The organism is uncultured Capnocytophaga sp. (assembly GCF_938029845.1).
Classification (GTDB): domain Bacteria; phylum Bacteroidota; class Bacteroidia; order Flavobacteriales; family Flavobacteriaceae; genus Capnocytophaga.
Map to the genome: position 1 here is coordinate 1 of NZ_CALHGG010000104.1, position 17,007 is coordinate 17,007.

At 42.5% G+C, this 17,007-nt stretch carries 16 protein-coding genes and 1 other RNA gene; 8 read left to right on the top strand and 9 right to left on the bottom strand.

Features of this window, described 5'->3' with window-relative positions:
* Positions 1 to 8: 8 nt before the first annotated feature.
* From Q0625_RS07435 to Q0625_RS07460, 6 genes are all read right to left on the bottom strand, one after another.
* Positions 9 to 503 (bottom strand): hypothetical protein, encoded by a 495-nt coding sequence (locus Q0625_RS07435; protein ID WP_298825260.1) that lies wholly within the window; start codon positions 501 to 503, stop codon positions 9 to 11.
* Positions 504 to 514: 11 nt separating this feature from the next.
* Entirely contained in the window at positions 515 to 1,960 is a 1,446-nt protein-coding gene (miaB, locus tag Q0625_RS07440; protein ID WP_298825262.1) for a tRNA (N6-isopentenyl adenosine(37)-C2)-methylthiotransferase MiaB, read from the bottom strand.
* 472 nt (positions 1,961 to 2,432) lie between these two features.
* On the bottom strand, positions 2,433 to 3,635 hold the full coding sequence (ilvA, locus tag Q0625_RS07445) for a threonine ammonia-lyase (RefSeq protein WP_298825265.1): 1,203 nt from the start codon (positions 3,633 to 3,635) through the stop codon (positions 2,433 to 2,435).
* 74 nt (positions 3,636 to 3,709) lie between these two features.
* Positions 3,710 to 4,113: a transfer-messenger RNA gene (gene ssrA / locus Q0625_RS07450) on the bottom strand.
* Positions 4,114 to 4,324: 211 nt separating this feature from the next.
* The gene (locus tag Q0625_RS07455) at positions 4,325 to 4,537 is read right to left on the bottom strand and encodes a hypothetical protein (RefSeq protein ID WP_298825268.1); all 213 of its coding nucleotides are present in this window, start codon (positions 4,535 to 4,537) and stop codon (positions 4,325 to 4,327) included.
* Between the two features lie 76 nt (positions 4,538 to 4,613).
* A complete protein-coding gene (locus Q0625_RS07460; protein ID WP_298825271.1) occupies positions 4,614 to 4,796 on the bottom strand; it encodes a hypothetical protein in 183 nt (60 codons plus the stop codon).
* A 202-nt stretch (positions 4,797 to 4,998) separates the two neighbouring features.
* On the opposite strand from Q0625_RS07460, the gene Q0625_RS07465 reads away from it, so the two are divergent.
* From Q0625_RS07465 to Q0625_RS07480, 4 genes are all read left to right on the top strand, one after another.
* On the top strand, positions 4,999 to 6,069 hold the full coding sequence (locus tag Q0625_RS07465) for a hypothetical protein (RefSeq protein WP_298825274.1): 1,071 nt from the start codon (positions 4,999 to 5,001) through the stop codon (positions 6,067 to 6,069).
* A 76-nt stretch (positions 6,070 to 6,145) separates the two neighbouring features.
* On the top strand, positions 6,146 to 6,967 hold the full coding sequence (locus tag Q0625_RS07470) for a carboxypeptidase-like regulatory domain-containing protein (RefSeq protein ID WP_298825276.1): 822 nt from the start codon (positions 6,146 to 6,148) through the stop codon (positions 6,965 to 6,967).
* A 378-nt stretch (positions 6,968 to 7,345) separates the two neighbouring features.
* Positions 7,346 to 9,763, top strand: a complete 2,418-nt coding sequence (gene thrA / locus Q0625_RS07475; protein ID WP_298825279.1) for a bifunctional aspartate kinase/homoserine dehydrogenase I — start codon at positions 7,346 to 7,348, stop codon at positions 9,761 to 9,763.
* Positions 9,764 to 9,784: 21 nt separating this feature from the next.
* On the top strand, positions 9,785 to 10,123 hold the full coding sequence (locus Q0625_RS07480) for a hypothetical protein (protein WP_298825282.1): 339 nt from the start codon (positions 9,785 to 9,787) through the stop codon (positions 10,121 to 10,123).
* Between the two features lie 14 nt (positions 10,124 to 10,137).
* Here the strand turns inward: Q0625_RS07480 and hemN are convergent, their stop codons facing one another.
* Positions 10,138 to 11,499, bottom strand: coding sequence for an oxygen-independent coproporphyrinogen III oxidase (hemN, locus tag Q0625_RS07485; protein ID WP_298825285.1), 1,362 nt, complete (start codon positions 11,497 to 11,499; stop codon positions 10,138 to 10,140).
* 196 nt (positions 11,500 to 11,695) lie between these two features.
* Here hemN and trxA point away from each other — a divergent pair, with 196 nt between their 5' ends.
* Entirely contained in the window at positions 11,696 to 12,013 is a 318-nt protein-coding gene (trxA, locus tag Q0625_RS07490) for a thioredoxin (protein WP_298825288.1), read from the top strand.
* 77 nt (positions 12,014 to 12,090) lie between these two features.
* Positions 12,091 to 12,720 carry a deoxyribose-phosphate aldolase gene (deoC, locus tag Q0625_RS07495; RefSeq protein WP_298825291.1) on the top strand — a complete coding sequence of 210 codons (630 nt, stop codon included), beginning with the start codon at positions 12,091 to 12,093 and terminating at the stop codon, positions 12,718 to 12,720.
* A gap of 195 nt (positions 12,721 to 12,915) precedes the next feature.
* Here the strand turns inward: deoC and Q0625_RS07500 are convergent, their stop codons facing one another.
* Entirely contained in the window at positions 12,916 to 13,851 is a 936-nt protein-coding gene (locus Q0625_RS07500; RefSeq protein WP_298825294.1) for an ATP-binding cassette domain-containing protein, read from the bottom strand.
* A 2-nt stretch (positions 13,852 to 13,853) separates the two neighbouring features.
* Positions 13,854 to 14,750: an ATP-binding cassette domain-containing protein gene (locus tag Q0625_RS07505; protein ID WP_298825335.1), complete on the bottom strand. Its 897-nt coding sequence runs from the start codon at positions 14,748 to 14,750 to the stop codon at positions 13,854 to 13,856.
* 393 nt (positions 14,751 to 15,143) lie between these two features.
* On the opposite strand from Q0625_RS07505, the gene Q0625_RS07510 reads away from it, so the two are divergent.
* Together Q0625_RS07510 and Q0625_RS07515 are read left to right on the top strand one after the other, a co-directional pair.
* The gene (locus Q0625_RS07510; RefSeq protein WP_298825297.1) at positions 15,144 to 15,830 is read left to right on the top strand and encodes a TIGR00730 family Rossman fold protein; all 687 of its coding nucleotides are present in this window, start codon (positions 15,144 to 15,146) and stop codon (positions 15,828 to 15,830) included.
* 216 nt (positions 15,831 to 16,046) lie between these two features.
* The gene (locus Q0625_RS07515) at positions 16,047 to 16,931 is read left to right on the top strand and encodes a tetratricopeptide repeat protein (RefSeq protein WP_298825300.1); all 885 of its coding nucleotides are present in this window, start codon (positions 16,047 to 16,049) and stop codon (positions 16,929 to 16,931) included.
* Positions 16,932 to 17,007: the final 76 nt, after the last annotated feature.

Genomic DNA, 17,007 nt, shown 5'->3' on the forward strand with positions numbered 1-17,007 from the left:
TAAAAAAATTATTCGTCCCAATCTATAGAAAGAATTTCTCCTGAGAGGGCGAACTGTACGGAGATAACTTCCTCTTTTTCGACCTCTTCTCCATAATAAGGAGCAAAGTACATATCTACATCAGCCTCTTCCTCTTGGGGATACCAAAGGTCAATAATATCTAGCTCCAATTCACTAATGAAAGTTTCGATATCATGGGGTGCCTCTTTTGTTTTTTCCTTGAAGTGATTGAAATAGTCAGGGTGCTCTTTTAGATATTGTATAAGGGCTTTTCGTGCTTCCTCTTCTCTCTTGGATAGGTTCTTTATAAAAGCTTCAAAAGCATCTAAGCGTTCTTTCAAGAGGTCATCTCCTTTAGAAAACCAGAAAGATACCCAGATAATACTATCTTTGTAAGGGATTTCTTGTTCCCAAAGGACATCATAAGAATCACCTTCAATGAGTCCTTCCACAGAGGAAGTGTCTAAGGCACCGAAATAAGGGTGTATCAGCTTTGTTGCCATAGGATTATATATTAGTTCATATCACTATATCCCACCGCTTCCCCGATGAGGGTGGTGGAGGTACAGTTGGTTATTTTTACATTGACAAAATCGCCCACCTTGTATTGTTCTTTGGGGAATACCACTACTGTGTTCTGGGTGTTGCGTCCCATCCATTCTTTGTCGGATTTCTTGGAGTTACCCTCTATGAGCACCTCTACGGTTTTGCCTACTTGGGCTTGCGTACGGTAGAGGCTGTGCTTTTGTTGCAGGTCAATGATTTCAGTTAGGCGACGTTTCTTAACTTCATCGGGTACATCATCCGCAATCTTGCGTGCTGCCAAGGTGCCAGGGCGTTCAGAGTAGGCAAACATGAAGCCAAAGTCATATTTGACATATTCCATAAGGGAAAGTGTATCTTGGTGATCTTCCTCTGTTTCTGTAGGGAAGCCTGTGATCATATCCTGAGAGATGGCACATTCGGGTATGCGCTCACGAATACCATCAATCAGAGCGAAGTACTCCTCTCGGGTATGCAAGCGGTTCATGGCCTTAAGGATACGGTTACTACCACTTTGTACAGGTAGGTGTATATATTTGCAAATATTATGATGCTTGGCCATAGTGTCAATTACATCCAAGGTCATATCCTGAGGGTTGGAAGTGGAGAAGCGAATACGCATCTTGGGAAACTGAGTGGCTACCATATCCAAAAGTTTGGCAAAATTCACAGCAGTAACCTTTTGTATATCAGTAGCTTTGTCAAAATCCTTTTTCAGCCCACCCCCATACCATAGGTAGCTATCCACATTCTGCCCTAGCAAGGTAACTTCTTTAAATCCACGTTCCCAAAGGTCTTCTATCTCATGGATAATGGAATGTGGATCTCGGCTGCGCTCCCTACCACGGGTAAAGGGGACAATGCAGAAAGTACACATATTATCACACCCACGAGTGATAGAAACGAAAGCGGTAACTCCATTGCTATTGAGACGAATAGGGGAAATATCAGCATAGGTCTCATCACGAGAGAGAAGTACATTGACCGCATCACGACCATTATCCACCTCCTCCAAGAGATTGGGTAAGTCCTTATATGCATCAGGGCCTACGACTAAGTCCACGATATGTTCTTCCTCCAAGAACTGATGCTTGAGGCGTTCGGCCATACAGCCCAGTACCCCCACCTTCATAGCAGGCTTGTGTCGCTTTACAGCATTGAATTGTTCGAGGCGCTTGCGAATGGTTTGTTCGGCCTTTTCTCGCACTGAACAGGTGTTGATCAGTACCAAATCCGCCTCGTGTAGGTCTTCCGTAGTATTGAAGCCCACCTTGTGTAGGATAGAAGCGACAATCTCGCTATCAGAGAAATTCATCTGACAGCCATAACTTTCTATATAGAGTTTGCGTGTATTCTTAGCATCACCCTCAAGAGAGAGGGGGGCACCTTGTCGAGTTTCGTCAATTACTTTTTCCATCAAAAGGTTGTTGTTTTAAGGGGGCAAAATTAAGGAAAAAAAACGAGATAAACACCTGTGGAGAATTGTTAATTGTTAAGGGCAATTATTAATAACCCGTTTGCAAATGGACCAATGTAAGTATGCCTTGAAAATAAAAGGTAAAACCACACAAGTATGAGTTAAAATCAGCCTAAACTCCTAGAGGGGAATCGCATTCTTCTAAGTGAAACCAAGGGAGAAATCTTTTTAAAACGTTCAAAAGAATCTTGATTGTATCCATATTTATAGAGGAAAGATAGGAATAATTTGTCAATTAGTAAATTTCCCAGTGTTTGCTTTGTAGAAGGCTTTTTGTGTTGAGGACTTCTATAAACACACTATCTTATCTACCGATTGGCAAGTACTTCCTCCTCCTTGTAAGTAAGTCGCCAAGGCGAGTATGTCATGAGGGAGGTTATTGTAAGTAAATTATAGTTATATCATACTCAAGTTATCTAGTCAGAGTGATTTCGTAATTTTTTTCACGGAAGGCTTGGGTGAGTTTCTCTATATGAGCTAGTCCATTGGTTTCCACAGTGACTTGTACCTCGATATCACGGAATCGGGAAAGGTTTTTGAACTGATTATGAGCGAGCTTGACTACATTGGCACCCTCTTGAGCAATAATCTGTGTGATTTTAGCCAACTCTCCAGGTCTGTCCTGAATACTCACTGAGAAGTTGAAGATTCTGTTTCGGCTTATTAATCCCTTATTAATCATGGAAGAGATCATCAGTACATCGATATTGCCGCCACTGACCACAGGAGCCACTTTTTTGTTCTTTTGGTGGAGCCTTTTAAGGGCAGCCATAGGAAGGACACCAGAGTTTTCAGCGATAATCTTATGTTTTTCCACCAATAGGAGGAAAGCCTCCATCAGCTCATAGTCCGAGATGGTGATAATTTCATCAACATATTCCTTGATATACTCAAAGTTGATTTCCCCAATGCGCTTCACAGCTGTACCATCAGCGATGGTATTGGCTTCGGGGAGTTCTACCGCTTTATTTTCCTTCATTGCCTCCAGGGCAGAGGCAGCTCCGGCGGGTTCTACTCCAATGATGCGAATAGAAGGTTTGATGAGCTTGGCCGCACAAGCAATTCCTGAGATAAGGCCACCACCACCGATAGGCACCAAGATGATATCCATATCCGGAGCTTCTTCCAAGATTTCTAAGGCAATAGTACCTTGTCCTTCCAATACATCTTCATCGTTAAAGGGGTGAACAAAGACATAGCCTTCTTTGGCTTCTAACTCTTTTGCTTTTTTATAAGCATCGTCATATACATCGCCATAGAGGACTACCTCAGCGCCATACTTACGAGTGGATTCCACCTTGATCAGCGGGGTAGATTTAGGCATGACGATTACGGCTTTGATACCCAGTTTCTTAGCTGCATAAGCAACCCCTTGTGCATGGTTTCCAGCAGAAGAGGCAATGACCCCTCTTTTCTTTTCCTCGGGGGAGAGCTTTAGGATTTTATTGAAAGCTCCACGAATCTTGAAAGAGCCTGTTTTTTGTAGGTTTTCAGGTTTGATAAATACTTTATTTCCAGATTCCTCTGAGAAAATAGGGCTGTAGATGAGCTTGGTGCTCAAGAGTACTTGAGAGAGATGTTCTCTGGCGGAGATAAAATCATCTAAAGTGTGCATATAGAAGTTTTTAAAGTCATTGTCTTGATAAAAAGCAAAAAACCATTCCCTCGAAGGAGGGAATGGCTTTATATAAGTGGAGTCGGAGAGATTCGAACTCTCGTCCAAACAAGTAACCACAAGGCTTTCTACACGCTTAGTTCCCGTTTGTTTTTCGTGGTCGTGCTGAGCGGGAACGCCCCACACTACCCTTAGCTTCTGTAAGAGCTGAACCTAATGGAAGAAGCCACCACAAGGTTCCATGTTGATTTTAATGGTGTCTCTTTTGCGACGAGCCATCAACAAGGGCTTTCAGAGACATCTCGCCTCCCTACCTTGTAGGGACTTAGCCAGAAATCCTACTATAATTCAGATTAGGCAGCAAGAGCGTAGTTATTCTCGCCATTTAAAGTGTTGAAACAGAGATTATCGAGCATTAGCTTCATAGCTCGGCGTGCTTACTTTATGCTTAGGCTTGCTGTCAAAACCAGTCGACCCCCATAGAGTAATTCGCGGCAAAATTACGAGTTATTTTTAAAAGAAGATATTTTTTAACAAATATTTGAGTTTGTAGAGGTGCCATTTATTGCATCTTAACGAATCAGAGATTATATAGCTGTTTTAATCTTTCGAGGCATACTAATAAACAATGACTAGAGACCAATCCGTTATATAGTATTTGTCACTGCTCACTAGCCGTTTGTCACTAGTCATGACTCATGATGTAGGTTTTCTCTTTTTCTTACCTCATAAAGGGAGAAGCCTGCCGAAGCTACATTGAGCAGGGCAGTGAAGATTAAGAGGAAGGTATTTAGCAAGGAGGTTCCTCCACTTACTATGCGATAGGTGATAACAGCGCAGAAGAAAATGAGACAGAACACAAAGTAAAAACTTCTGGCGTCTTTTCTTAAAAAGGATTTCATAGGTCTGGTTTTTTACAAATTATTGGATTGCCTTGGCAAAGATACGATTTTTGATGCCAAAAATCAAGTAATTTCACTAAGAAATTTTTACTTTTTGTCTTTTGTCTTTCACTCTTTTATAGAGCTCTATGATACATAGAATTGTAAGAAGGGCGTAGAAAATAGGGGCTAGTACACGACCTGACACCACCTCATTGGGTAGTTTGAGCAGTATAAAAGGGAATAAACCCACAAGGGAAAGGGATAATAGCTTTTTCATGATTTGATTGGTAAATGGGTTAATTGTGGGGACGAAGTTACGAAAAAGAATTCAGAAAAAATTATTTTTAACTATTTTCCGTCAAAAAGTAAAATAACTTTCCCTTATTGTAGCTAGTTTAAAATTTAACTTCAAAAAATAGGAAAATTAATAGAAAATACGTAGTTTTGTGCCTTAGTTGCTAAATTAACCATTAATGATTATGAAAAGAATTTTTATAGCTTTCTTCCTCTTAGCAGGAGCTACCCTTTGGGCACAAAATCCAGTGGAGAAACATATATTGGCGAGTAAGTATGCGGTGGACTCTATTGTAGCAGCGCAGAAAGCATATTTGTTCAAGCAATTATCTTCGGTGGAGGATCTCTTGGAACAACAGAAGATTTCCCAGGAACAGGCCGAGCAGATGAAAAAGGATTTTAAAGAACGCTCTAAGCAACGTACCCAGCAGTTGATCTATGCGCAGGCACAAACCCTTCAAGGACAATTGGATAAGGAACTGAAGGCCTTACCGGCTGATAGTCTGAAGGTTACTTCTGATACCCTTGCCTCCTCTTCTGAGGCTTACCAAAAGGCGGTGGCTCAGGTGGATTCTTTGGCACAACGTCAAGAGGCTAATAAATACATACGCCGCTATATCAACAGGGGAGATGTTTATTTGCCTTATCTGGCTTTGGGTGTACTCAATCTAAGTTCTGCTGAACATTTTGGCGACAAGCGTTTGAGTCCGCTCGGTTCTAAGTCTTTCGAGCTGGGGCTCTATACCAATTTTCGTCTTAGGAAAAATGACAATCTGCTACACCTGAACTTTGGTGTCTCTTGGCTATATGAGAACTTCAAGATACGAGGCAACTACTATTATGACCGACAGGCAGGTAATACGCAGTTAACTCCCTATGATAGTGAACTGACTAAGTCCAAGTTCCGAGCACATTACCTAATTATTCCCATAGATATAGAATGGGATTTTTCCAAAGATAAAATCCATAGGAATGTATCCTATTTCCAAACCCATGAAAATCTGTACTTGGGGGTAGGTGCTTTTGTAGGTCTTTTGCTTGATTCCAGCCAAAAGATCAATTACCAGCAGCAAGGGGATGTCTATAAAACAATCATCCGTAAGGATCTCTATACCAATCTATGGACTTATGGTCTCTCGGCTCATATTGGGGTCAAGGGCTGGAGTCTCTATGGTCGTTATAGCCTCGCCCCTCTCTTTACAAATAACCCCAAAGGTGAATATCCTTTTATGATAGGTATACGAGCAGGACGATAATAATGATAAGTGATTAGTTGTTAGTCATTAGTCATTAGTCACTATTCGTTAGTTATTGGTTATTAATCATTAGTTTATGCGTTTTCTCTTCTTTCTCTTTGCGCTCCCTTGTTTGGCGCAACAGCAGGTTCTCTCTGTAAAGGGGGCTCCTGTTGAATATGTAAATATAGGCGTAGTAGGCACTACCAAAGGGCTTATCACCAACGAATATGGAGAATTCTCCTTGGAGCGCCTTTCGGTAGCTCCTACCGATAGTATCTACTTTTCTCACTTGAGTTATAAGCGTAAGGTGCTGTTGGCTAAGGATATACAAAAGAAAATAGTCTTGCAGGAGGCTGATATAAAGCTTCCTGAGGCTTCTTTTACCCTGCAGAAACCCAATCTATACACAATCAGGGGTAAGGGTGTTCCCTCTGTCTTTAAGCTCTATGGTGAGATGAAAGACGGTTTTGAACCTACAAGTGATAGGCAGTATCTCAACTCAGAGATAGGTGATTTTCTCACTCTCAAGCATGATGCACGACTTACGGAATTTAGCATTGATGTACACCGAAGTGATTTCTATATGGCGGTGCTGCGGGTGGTGGTCTATCAGACAGATAAGGAACACAAGGTCTTCACGCCTTTGCTCAAAGAGCCTATTTATATAGAGGTATTCCCCAGTGCAGAGCCACAGACTTTCTCACGTAAGATTTCTGTATTTGTTCCCAAGGGCGAGGCATGGGTAGGAATACAATTTGTTGAGATGCGAGGCAAGGACTATGACAGATTCTTCTTTCCCTCTACAATTAACACCTGCTACATACGCTTCACCGATGGAAAAATACGCCCTCTAAATAAGCGCTTAGGGATTCCTTTCTCTGTCAAAGGGTATGACTACATAGTGGTTAATGAATAGTGAAAAGCAAGAAGGTAAAGAATAATAATGCCCAACTTCTTAGGCAACTTAAAACTTAAAAAATCCTTGACAACCCCCTCCCAAATGTTGTATCTTTGCACTCCAATTCAGTTTTGAGTTTGGATTTTTTAGTTTTAAGTTAATTAGCAAATTGACATATTGTCTCATTGGTAAATTGGCAAATTGTCTCATTAATAAATTGGCAAATTACCTTATTAGCAAAATTTTTTTCTTTATTTATGGTTGAATAAAAGAAAATTTGTATATTTGCAGCCTTAATTAACGTAAGACAGTTGTTGATGATTAATATTGATAGGATTAATATTAGATAGTTAATCACTGTTCACTAATTTTGTTATTCACTATTCACTTAAATATATGAAAGTTCTCAAATTTGGAGGGAAGTCCCTCGCCAACGGAAAGGGCTTAGAAACAGTACTTTCCATTATTACAGACAAGGTAGCTCAGGGACAGGAAATTGCGGTAGTAGTTTCTGCTCGTGACAAGGCTACCGACCAGTTGGAGTCTATGCTGGAACGTGCCGCCCGTGGGGAGGATATTTCAGCCGACTTCCAAGCCTTTAAGCAATATCAAATCGCAGGAGAGGATATAGACTTCTCTGCGGAATTTTCCATATTACAACGTATCTTCGATGGGGTCTCTCTTTTGGGTGACTACAATGATAAGATTAAGGATCATACTTTGGCTCAGGGGGAAGTCCTTTCGGCGAAGTATATCTCTCACCTCCTACGCAAGCGTGGAATCAAAGCGGTTTTTGCCGATAGCCGCCACTTCTATGTGACTGATAGCCATTTCGGGAATGCACAGCTCGTGGAAGATGCTTCGGCTAAGAGTACCATTCAGTACTTTGCACAACTCCCACAAGGTGTTACCCCTATTGTTACAGGCTTTATCGCCGCCAATGTACATGGGGAAACTACTACTTTGGGACGCAACGGAAGTAACTACTCAGCCTCTATCTTAGCCTCTATCTTGCAGGCGGAGGAACTCCAAAACTACACCCATGTAGATGGGATTTTTACCGCTAATCCGGAATTGGTATCCGATGCCAAGATTATCCGCCAACTCTCCTTCGAGGAGGCCAATGAGCTAGCCAACTTTGGTACCTCTATCCTACATGCCAAGACGATTATTCCGCTTTTGGAAAAGAAAATCCCTTTGCGTATTCTCAACACCTTCAAGCCCAATGATGCAGGTACACTCATCTGTGAGGCTAAGGAAAATATAGGGGGTATTCGTGCAATCTCTGTTTTGGAGAACTACGCCTTGGTCATCTTGGAAGGGCGTGGTCTCTTGGGAAAAGTAGGGGTGGATGCACGTATCTTCCGCGCTTTGGCACAGGCGGAAATTAGTGTGAGTATTATCTCTCAAGGTTCTTCTGAGCGAGGTATTGGCTTCTTAGTAGCCAATAAGGATGCCCAAAAGGCGAAACAGGCCTTGGAAAGAGAATTTGAGTTAGATGTATATAGTCAAGACGTAAGTGGGGTCAATCTTGTGGAGCAGGTAGGCGTGGTTTCTATCGTAGGACAGAACTTGGCTGACTTTGACAAACCTTACAATGCACTCATTCGCAACCAAGTGATCCCGCTGCTGATTAACAACTCCGCTACGGGACGCAATGTTAGTGTGGTGGTACACAAAAAGGACCTTCCTAAGGCAGTCAATGTAATTCATGGGGAAATATTTGAAATCTCCAAACGTATCAATCTGGCGATCTTCGGGCGTGGTACTGTAGGAGGTACTCTTATTGAGCAGATTTTTGAAGCACGTGCCGATATCCTCAAGCGTAGAAATATCAACTTGCAAATCGTCGCTATTGCCAATTCCAGAGAATTGCTTTTCAATCATAAAGGCATTTCTCCTGAGCAATATGCAGCTTTTGATACTCACAAAGTCCCTTATCAGATGAGTGACCTTATCGCTCAGACACAACAGCATCACTTGGAAAACCTTATCGCTATTGATGTAACCGCCAGCAAGGACTTTGTAGAGAACTATCTCCCACTGGTGGAAAATGGTTTTGATTTGGTTTCAGCCAATAAGATTGCCAATACTATCGGTTATCCTTTCTATAAAAAACTCAGAGAAACACTTGCCCAATACAAGAAGCAATACCTCTATGAGACCAATGTAGGAGCGGGCTTGCCGCTGATTGATACCATTAAGCTCTTGCACCACTCTGGAGAAAATATCACCCGTATCAAGGGAATTTTCTCAGGTACACTGAGCTTCCTCTTCAATACGTATTCAGCCAGTGATGCCCCCTTTAGTGAGATTCTTCAGAAGGCGATTAATAGCGGCTATACCGAACCAGATCCACGTGAAGACCTTTGCGGTAATGATGTAGGTCGTAAGCTGCTGATTCTGGCACGCGAATTGGATTTGGAAAATGAGTTCGAAGAAGTAACTATTGAGAACCTTATCCCTGAAGCCTTGCGCCAAGGTAGCCGTGAGGAGTTCCTCTCCCGCCTAAAGGAGTTTGATCCTATCTATCAACAGATTAAGGACAATGCCCCTGCTGGTACCGTCTTGCGCTACGTCGGTGACCTCCATGGAGATCTGTCGCAAACAGCCACAGCGCGCTTGGATGTAAAACTCGTTTCTGTACCTGTAACCAGTGCTTTAGGGCAGGTCAAGGGGGCGGACTCTATCTTTGAGATATACACCGAATCCTACGGAGAAAATCCTATCGTGATCCAAGGAGCTGGTGCAGGAGCTGCTGTTACTGCTCGTGGCGTATTTGGAGATATCTTGAGAATCATTGGTAACAAATAACCTTTTCTAAACACTTTTAGTATGCATATACACAAAAAAGACCTTATAGCTACCATTAAGCTCAATGGGGAGGAGATTAATCTAGACACAGCCAACCAACTTCTAAAAGATCCCACCCTAAAGCCATGCCATATCATTATCCATTTGGAGGGGGTAACCGAGCTAGATGAAGAACAGCTTGATGCACTTTTTTACCTCTCCGAAATGGTACGTGCCGAGGGCGAGCATTCCTTTGTGGTAGTCTATGAGCATTATAACCCAGATGACTTCCCCGAAGAACTCGTCGTTTGCCCTACCCTACAAGAAGCATTGGATATTATTGAAATGGAAGAAATAGAAAGAGACCTCTTTGATGACTAAGAGGTCTCTCTAAACTATATCGTCATACTGAAAATGCGCGTAGTGGGTACATTGCGCTGCAATCTTAGGTCAAAGGCCATACATATATTTCTTACAAAAGGCTTACCCGCATCGGTAACGGCTATTGCCTCGGGAAGAATGCGTATCAGTCCGTCCTTTTCCATTTCTGAAAGACGGGATTTGACTGCTTCTGCTTCAGGGAATTGCAGTTTTTCCTGCTCCCATGAGGTGTGGAACTGACACATGAGGTTTAGGATATGTCGGCGTAGAATAAGGTCTTCTTCCGAGAGAATATGCCCGCGATACACAGGTATCCTATCTTCGGCTAAGACTTCTTCATATTCCTTGACCGTCTTCACATTCTGAGCAAAGCCATACCAACTATCACTAATGGCCGAGATACCCAAGCCTATCATCAGCTGGGTCTTGGAGGCGGTATAGCCCATAAAATTGCGATGTAATGTTCCTCCTACAAACGATTCATACATCTCGTCTGTAGGCAGCGCAAAGTGATCCATACCTATTTCTATATAACCATTGTCTAACAGTTGCTGCTTACCTATCTCATAGAGATGTCTTTTTTGGTCGGCGGTAGGTAGGTCATTTTCATCAAATCCACGTTGACCTGTCCCCTTGACCCAAGGCACATGGGCATAACTATAAAAGGAAATACGGTCAGGGCGTAGGCGGTTGGTACAGTCTATCGTATAGCGAACATCTTCTTCTTTTTGGAAAGGAAGCCCAAAGATAAGGTCATGGCTAATGGAGGTATAACCTATTTCCCTTGCCTCGAGCGTTACACGCTCCACATTGGCAAAAGGCTGGATGCGGTGAATAGCCTTCTGTACCACAGGAGAATAGTCCTGCACCCCATAGCTCACGCGCGTAAAACCCAAAGCATAGAGCCTTTCCAAGTGCTCACGAGTGGTGTTATTAGGGTGCCCCTCAAAACTGAATTGGAAGCCCTCTGCCCGATCCGCTCCGTCAAAGATGCGGTCAATAAGGTATTGCAAGTTGTCAGGAGAAAAGAAAGTAGGGGTTCCGCCTCCCAAGTGGATTTCCTTGATGAGGGGGCGTGAGGGCAGTACTGCCAAGTAGAGTTGCCATTCCTTGAGAACATTTTTTATATAAGGATCTTCCATTTCGTGCCTTTTGGTGATATGCTTATGGCAGCCACAAAAAGTACAAAGACTCTCACAAAAAGGCAGATGTATATAAAGGCTAATTCCTTGAGAGCTATTGCTTTCAGCAAATGAAGTCTTCACCGAAGAAAGCCATTTTTCATAAGAGTAAGAGCTGTCCTCCCAATAAGGCACTGTAGGATAACTGGTATAACGAGGCCCTGGTACATTGTATTTTTGAAATAGAGAAACCATTTTTAATTGTTAATTATCAATTGTTAATTGTCAATGGTGTTGTTGTTTGGAGTGCAAAGGTACAAAAAAGTTTTGAGTTACTAACCACTGACCATTAACTACTAATTGCTAACATAGAAAAAATCTATGAAAAAACCATTCTTTTTCTACGAAAAATTTCGTACTTTTGCACTCATAATTTTTAAAGTTTAAAGATATGGCATTACAAATAACTGATGCTTCATTTGATGAAGTAGTACTCAAGAGTGATAAACCTGTATTAGTGGATTTCTGGGCAACATGGTGTGGTCCTTGCCGTATGCTTGGCCCTGTAATAGAGGAATTGGCTTCCGAATACGAAGGTAGAGTAGTAGTGGGCAAAGTGGATGTGGATAACAACCAAGAGTTCGCTGCCAAATATGGAGTGAGAAATATCCCTACCGTATTGGTATTCAAGGACGGAGAAGTAGTAGGCCGACAAGTAGGTGTTGCGCCTAAGAAAACCTATACCGATGCCTTAGATTCGCTTCTATAATTTGATTTCATAAATATTTGTTATGAGAGGCTATCTGGTGCATATCAGGTAGCCTCTTTTTCTCAATCTCTTTTACGATGAACTTAGCAAAATACATTGATTATACGCTTCTTAAAGCAACGGCAACTCCTGCCGACATAGAAAAACTCTGCCAAGAGGCACACCAATATGGCTTTTTTTCAGTTTGTGTAAATAGCAGCTATGTCCCTTTGGCTTCGCAACTACTCAAGGGTACTGATGTAAAAGTCTGTACAGTAGTGGGATTTCCATTAGGAGCAATGAGCACTCAGGGCAAGCTATATGAGACTTCCACGGCACTGGCCGAAGGTGCCGATGAGATAGATATGGTTATTAACCTTGGTCTCTTCCTCTCTGGACGGACAGCTAAAGTATTGGACGAAATCGCTCTACTCAAGCAGGAAACAGCCGATAAGGTGCTAAAGGTAATCATAGAAACTTGTTATCTCAATGATGACCAAAAACGTTTAGCTTCTCAAATCTGTGTAGATGCAGGGGCTGACTTTGTCAAGACCTCCACGGGCTTTGGTACAGGAGGAGCTACCCTCGCCGATGTACAACTAATAAAGGAAGTAGTGGGTGATAGAGCCAAGATAAAGGCTTCTGGGGGTATCCGAAATAGGGAAACTGCCCTGCAATATATTGACCTTGGGGTAAGCCGTATCGGTGCTTCGGCAATCCTGATATAGTTTTTAGTTCTTAATTTTTAGTTTTTAATTAGAGAAGAGAATCAATAGTTAAATGCTCTCTTTGCTAACTTTCTAAGACGCAATTTATTGCGTCTTAACGAATTGGAGTCTACAATTATTTTTCTACAATTGATTCGCGTTAATAACTAACCACTAATCACTAATAACTAACCACTAACCACTAACCACTAATAACTACTCACTCTTCACGGATTGAATTGTCTGTATAAAGATATCACTGACACTGGGTATTTGCTGATTGAAGTGAGTGATTTTGCCCCTTTCTGCTAAGTAGAAAAGTAACTCATGAGGATCTTGTTCCTTGCTGAGATTTACAAGCCATTTTTCCTCATTATGAATAGTAGGGAATTGGGCGGGAGCCGTTTGGTAACGACTTTTAAACTCCTCGAAGGAGCTACCTTCATGAGGGATGATACCTACTTCATAGGTGTTTTCTTGGAACTGTCGCTTAATGGCTTTTAGCTCTCCACTTAGGAGCAGCTTGGAGCGGTTTAGCAGGGCAATATGGTCGCATAGGCTCTCCACTGACTCCATACGGTGGGTGGAAAAGAGAATGGTTGCCCCTTGCTCGCGTAAGTAAAGCACCTGATCCTTGATAATCTCCGCATTGATAGGGTCTAAACCGCTAAAGACTTCGTCAAATATCAGGAGCTTAGGCTGGTGGAGTACTGTGGCGACAAACTGCACCTTTTGAGCCATACCCTTGGAAAGCTCCTGTAGCTTCTTTCCCTTCCAATGGGCTATCTCCAAGCGATTAAGCCAAAAATCCAATTGCTCATTGGCACGCTGACGACTCAATCCCTTGAGTTGTCCCAAGTATAGGAGTTGTTCGCTTACCGTCATATTCTTATAGAGGCCTCTCTCTTCGGGCATATAACCTATATGGGAGATATGTGTAGGGTTTAGTGGCACGCCGTCCAAGAGTACCTCTCCTGCATCGGGGAAGATAATTTGGTTGAGGATACGGATAAGGGTCGTTTTCCCTGCTCCATTAGGTCCTAATAGTCCAAAAATGCTCCCCTGAGGAATCTCTAAGGAGACCCCAGAGAGGGCACATTGCTTGCCATACTGTTTGCTTAAGTTTTTTATCTGTAAAAGAGGGTGACTCATAGTTAGTTTGTTTTAGTAAGTTCGGTGAAAAGTTGTTCCAAGTCAGTGTGTCGATGGTTCATCTGTAGGATTTTAAGTCCATTCTCCATGGCAAAGTCAAAGAGCTTAGGGCGCATATCCTCCTGGGTATCAAAGGTAAGGGTGAAGAAAAATTCTTCATTGTTGCGAATTGTCTTGATATGAGGAATACGACGCAACAGTTGTTCCTCCACGCGGAAGTCAAATAGGATCTCTATGGTTTGCTCCTTGTCTTGTAATTGCGCCATAGGCTCATTGAGGATAATCTTCCCCTTGTGGAGAATAAGCACTCGCTGGCAAACGGCCTGTATTTCCTGCATGATATGAGAGGAGAGCAACACTACCTTTTCCTGTCCCAGATCACGGACTATTTGTCGTATCTCTAGGATTTGTTGAGGGTCAAGCCCATTGGTAGGCTCGTCTAAGATCAACACATCGGGATCATGTAGCAGGGTAGCGGCTAGTCCTACCCGCTGGCGATACCCCTTAGAGAGGGTGTGTATCTTCTTATGGGCATGGCTCTCCAAACGAGTTAGGGCAATACTCTCAGTCACCTTTCGCTTGGGGGCATGGTAGATATCAGCCACATAGCTTAAGTATTCCTTTACATACATATCAGGGTACAGAGGATTGTGCTCGGGAAGATATCCCAAGTGCTTTTGTGCGGCCTCGCGCTGTGTAAGAATAGAATAGCCCAAGATACGAACATCGCCCTCATCGGGCAAAAGGGCACCACTGATCATCTTCATTGTAGTGGTTTTCCCAGCGCCATTCAGCCCTAGAAAACCCGTGATTTCGCCTTTGCGAAGTTCAAAATCAAGGTGATCCACCACAGTCTGTCCTGCGTATTGTTTGGTTAAGTGCTCTACGATAACAGCCATAACTATATATGGGAATAAATAGAAAATAAGGGCAAATTTACGTAAAAAATACTTCAACTAAAACATATTTAACTCAAAAAAAAGTGGTACATTTGCTTTTCATTTCACAGAAAGCCATAAGTGCTCACAACTGGACGCCTCACTGGCAGTGCCTAACTATATTAATGTGAGTTCGATATAATGAAAGCTCCCACTGATTTTCCCTCGCTGGCGCGAGCTTGCAGCTCTATCATGAAGAGCCAAAGGCTCTAATTATAGTTAGGCACGAGCTAAAGTCGCTGAATACTTGGAAGCGAGTATGTGACTCGCGCCAGCATGGTAGATAACTTGATTATTTTGTGAAAGTTACGTCCTTAAAGTAACATGACAATTAATAATTAACAATTATAAAAGATGACAAAGAAAAGACAATTTGAAGAATTTCAATTACAACAACATGATGCTTGGGGTATATTCAAGATTATGAGCGAATTTGTTACAGGCTACGAACGCCTCAGCGCCATAGGTCCTTGTATTTCTATTTTTGGTTCTGCTCGTATCCAGCCTGACAGTAAGTACTACAACTTGGCCACAGAGATAGCCGAACGTATCGTAGGTATGGGCTTTGGAGTGATTACAGGCGGTGGCCCTGGAATCATGGAAGCAGCCAACAAAGGTGCCGCTCAGGGCGAGGGTGCCTCAGTGGGAATCAATATAGAACTCCCCTTTGAACAACATGATAACCCCTATATAGACAGGGATAAAAACTTGCATTTCAACTACTTTTTTGCCCGTAAGGTGATGTTTGTCCGTTACTCCCAAGCCTTTGTTGTTTTTCCTGGAGGCTTTGGTACTATGGACGAGCTTTTTGAGGCTATTACCCTGATTCAGACAACTAAGATAGAACCTTTTCCTATTATCTTGGTGGGTTCCGAGTTTTGGAGTGGATTGGTAGCGTGGATCAAGGAAGTCCTCTTGGACAAGTTTGGCAACATCTCTGCCAAAGACATGGACATCTTCCGCATTGTAGATACTGCCGACGAAGTGGAGGATATCATTGAAAAATTCTACCTCAAGTATAGCCTCAAACCGAAGTTTTAATTTGTCAATGAGTCAATGAGCCGATGAGTCGATGAGCCGATGAGTCAATGAGTCGATGAGTCGATGAGTCAATGAGTCGATGAGCCGATGAGTCAATGAGTCGATGAGTCAATGAGTCAATGAGTCAATGAGTCGATGAGCAAATTATCACATTGGCAAAATTGGCAAATTAGCACATCAACAAATTTTTGTACATTCACTAATAAAGAACTAACCATGGAACGAGAAGTTTATTGGCTAATTAGTCTATTTATCATAGGGATAGCCCCCACTTATGGGCAGCTCTCGGAGGATTTCTTCAAGGAGTTGCTTGTAGCGTTAGCGCCCCGCCCTACCCCTACGGCGGAGATAGCCGCCGCCCTTTCCGAGGCCGACAAGTGCTACCGAGAAGGATTTGTCGGCCCCGCCTATGATATCTATATGCAATACAATGACTACCTCACCCCTGAGCAACATTATAGGCTAGGAGATATGTTGGACAGTGCAGTAATTAGCGGGCAGAGTAAACCTCCTTATCCTCCCTCGAACGATCGGTTAGCGGAGGAAGAAATGTTAAAAGCCGCAGAGGGAGGTCATCCCAAGGCGATGGGGGCGATGGGGGGGTACTGTACCTATCATCAAAAAGACACACAAGAGATCTTTGCTTGGCATGAAAAAGCAGTGCAATATGGCTATAAGTTGGCTTGTTTTAGCCTAGGTTTTGACTACTACTTGGAAGAACAAAGATCTCATCCCTATTATCAGCGGGATTATACCCAAGCGTGCTATTGGTTAGAGCGGGCAGCCAACGAATACTATCTTTATGATGCTATGGTAATATTAGGACAAATCTATGGAAGCGACGAAGAAAAAGATTATCAAAAGGCCGTCTATTGGTATCAAAGAGCTTATAATACGGAAGCCCACCCTTTGGAACGGTTTTATAGAGCTGCTAATTTGGTGACCATATACCAAGATTACCTACGTGATCCTGAAAAACTTGCTTACTGGAAGGAAAAACTCAAAGAATACACAGAGCGCCTACGAAACTTAGATGACGGTCTGCTAACCCCAGAAGAAAAAAAACATATTATCTGGAGCTATACTCCAAAAACTAAATAGTACATTATTATCTTGTATAAAATAAAAATGTTCACTAATTTTGCATGTTCATTTTTAGTGAACATTGATTTTTAAT

What these genes read in the sequence shown, in the direction of transcription:
- Q0625_RS07435 (WP_298825260.1), bottom strand. Translation starts at nt 503, where the DNA reads ATGGCAACAAAGCTGATACACCCTTATTTCGGTGCCTTAGACACTTCC.
- miaB (WP_298825262.1), bottom strand. Translation starts at nt 1,960, where the DNA reads ATGGAAAAAGTAATTGACGAAACTCGACAAGGTGCCCCCCTCTCTCTT.
- ilvA (WP_298825265.1), bottom strand. Translation starts at nt 3,635, where the DNA reads ATGCACACTTTAGATGATTTTATCTCCGCCAGAGAACATCTCTCTCAA.
- Q0625_RS07455 (WP_298825268.1), bottom strand. Translation starts at nt 4,537, where the DNA reads ATGAAATCCTTTTTAAGAAAAGACGCCAGAAGTTTTTACTTTGTGTTC.
- Q0625_RS07460 (WP_298825271.1), bottom strand. Translation starts at nt 4,796, where the DNA reads ATGAAAAAGCTATTATCCCTTTCCCTTGTGGGTTTATTCCCTTTTATA.
- Q0625_RS07465 (WP_298825274.1), top strand. Translation starts at nt 4,999, where the DNA reads ATGAAAAGAATTTTTATAGCTTTCTTCCTCTTAGCAGGAGCTACCCTT.
- Q0625_RS07470 (WP_298825276.1), top strand. Translation starts at nt 6,146, where the DNA reads ATGCGTTTTCTCTTCTTTCTCTTTGCGCTCCCTTGTTTGGCGCAACAG.
- thrA (WP_298825279.1), top strand. Translation starts at nt 7,346, where the DNA reads ATGAAAGTTCTCAAATTTGGAGGGAAGTCCCTCGCCAACGGAAAGGGC.
- Q0625_RS07480 (WP_298825282.1), top strand. Translation starts at nt 9,785, where the DNA reads ATGCATATACACAAAAAAGACCTTATAGCTACCATTAAGCTCAATGGG.
- hemN (WP_298825285.1), bottom strand. Translation starts at nt 11,499, where the DNA reads ATGGTTTCTCTATTTCAAAAATACAATGTACCAGGGCCTCGTTATACC.
- trxA (WP_298825288.1), top strand. Translation starts at nt 11,696, where the DNA reads ATGGCATTACAAATAACTGATGCTTCATTTGATGAAGTAGTACTCAAG.
- deoC (WP_298825291.1), top strand. Translation starts at nt 12,091, where the DNA reads ATGAACTTAGCAAAATACATTGATTATACGCTTCTTAAAGCAACGGCA.
- Q0625_RS07500 (WP_298825294.1), bottom strand. Translation starts at nt 13,851, where the DNA reads ATGAGTCACCCTCTTTTACAGATAAAAAACTTAAGCAAACAGTATGGC.
- Q0625_RS07505 (WP_298825335.1), bottom strand. Translation starts at nt 14,750, where the DNA reads ATGGCTGTTATCGTAGAGCACTTAACCAAACAATACGCAGGACAGACT.
- Q0625_RS07510 (WP_298825297.1), top strand. Translation starts at nt 15,144, where the DNA reads ATGACAAAGAAAAGACAATTTGAAGAATTTCAATTACAACAACATGAT.
- Q0625_RS07515 (WP_298825300.1), top strand. Translation starts at nt 16,047, where the DNA reads ATGGAACGAGAAGTTTATTGGCTAATTAGTCTATTTATCATAGGGATA.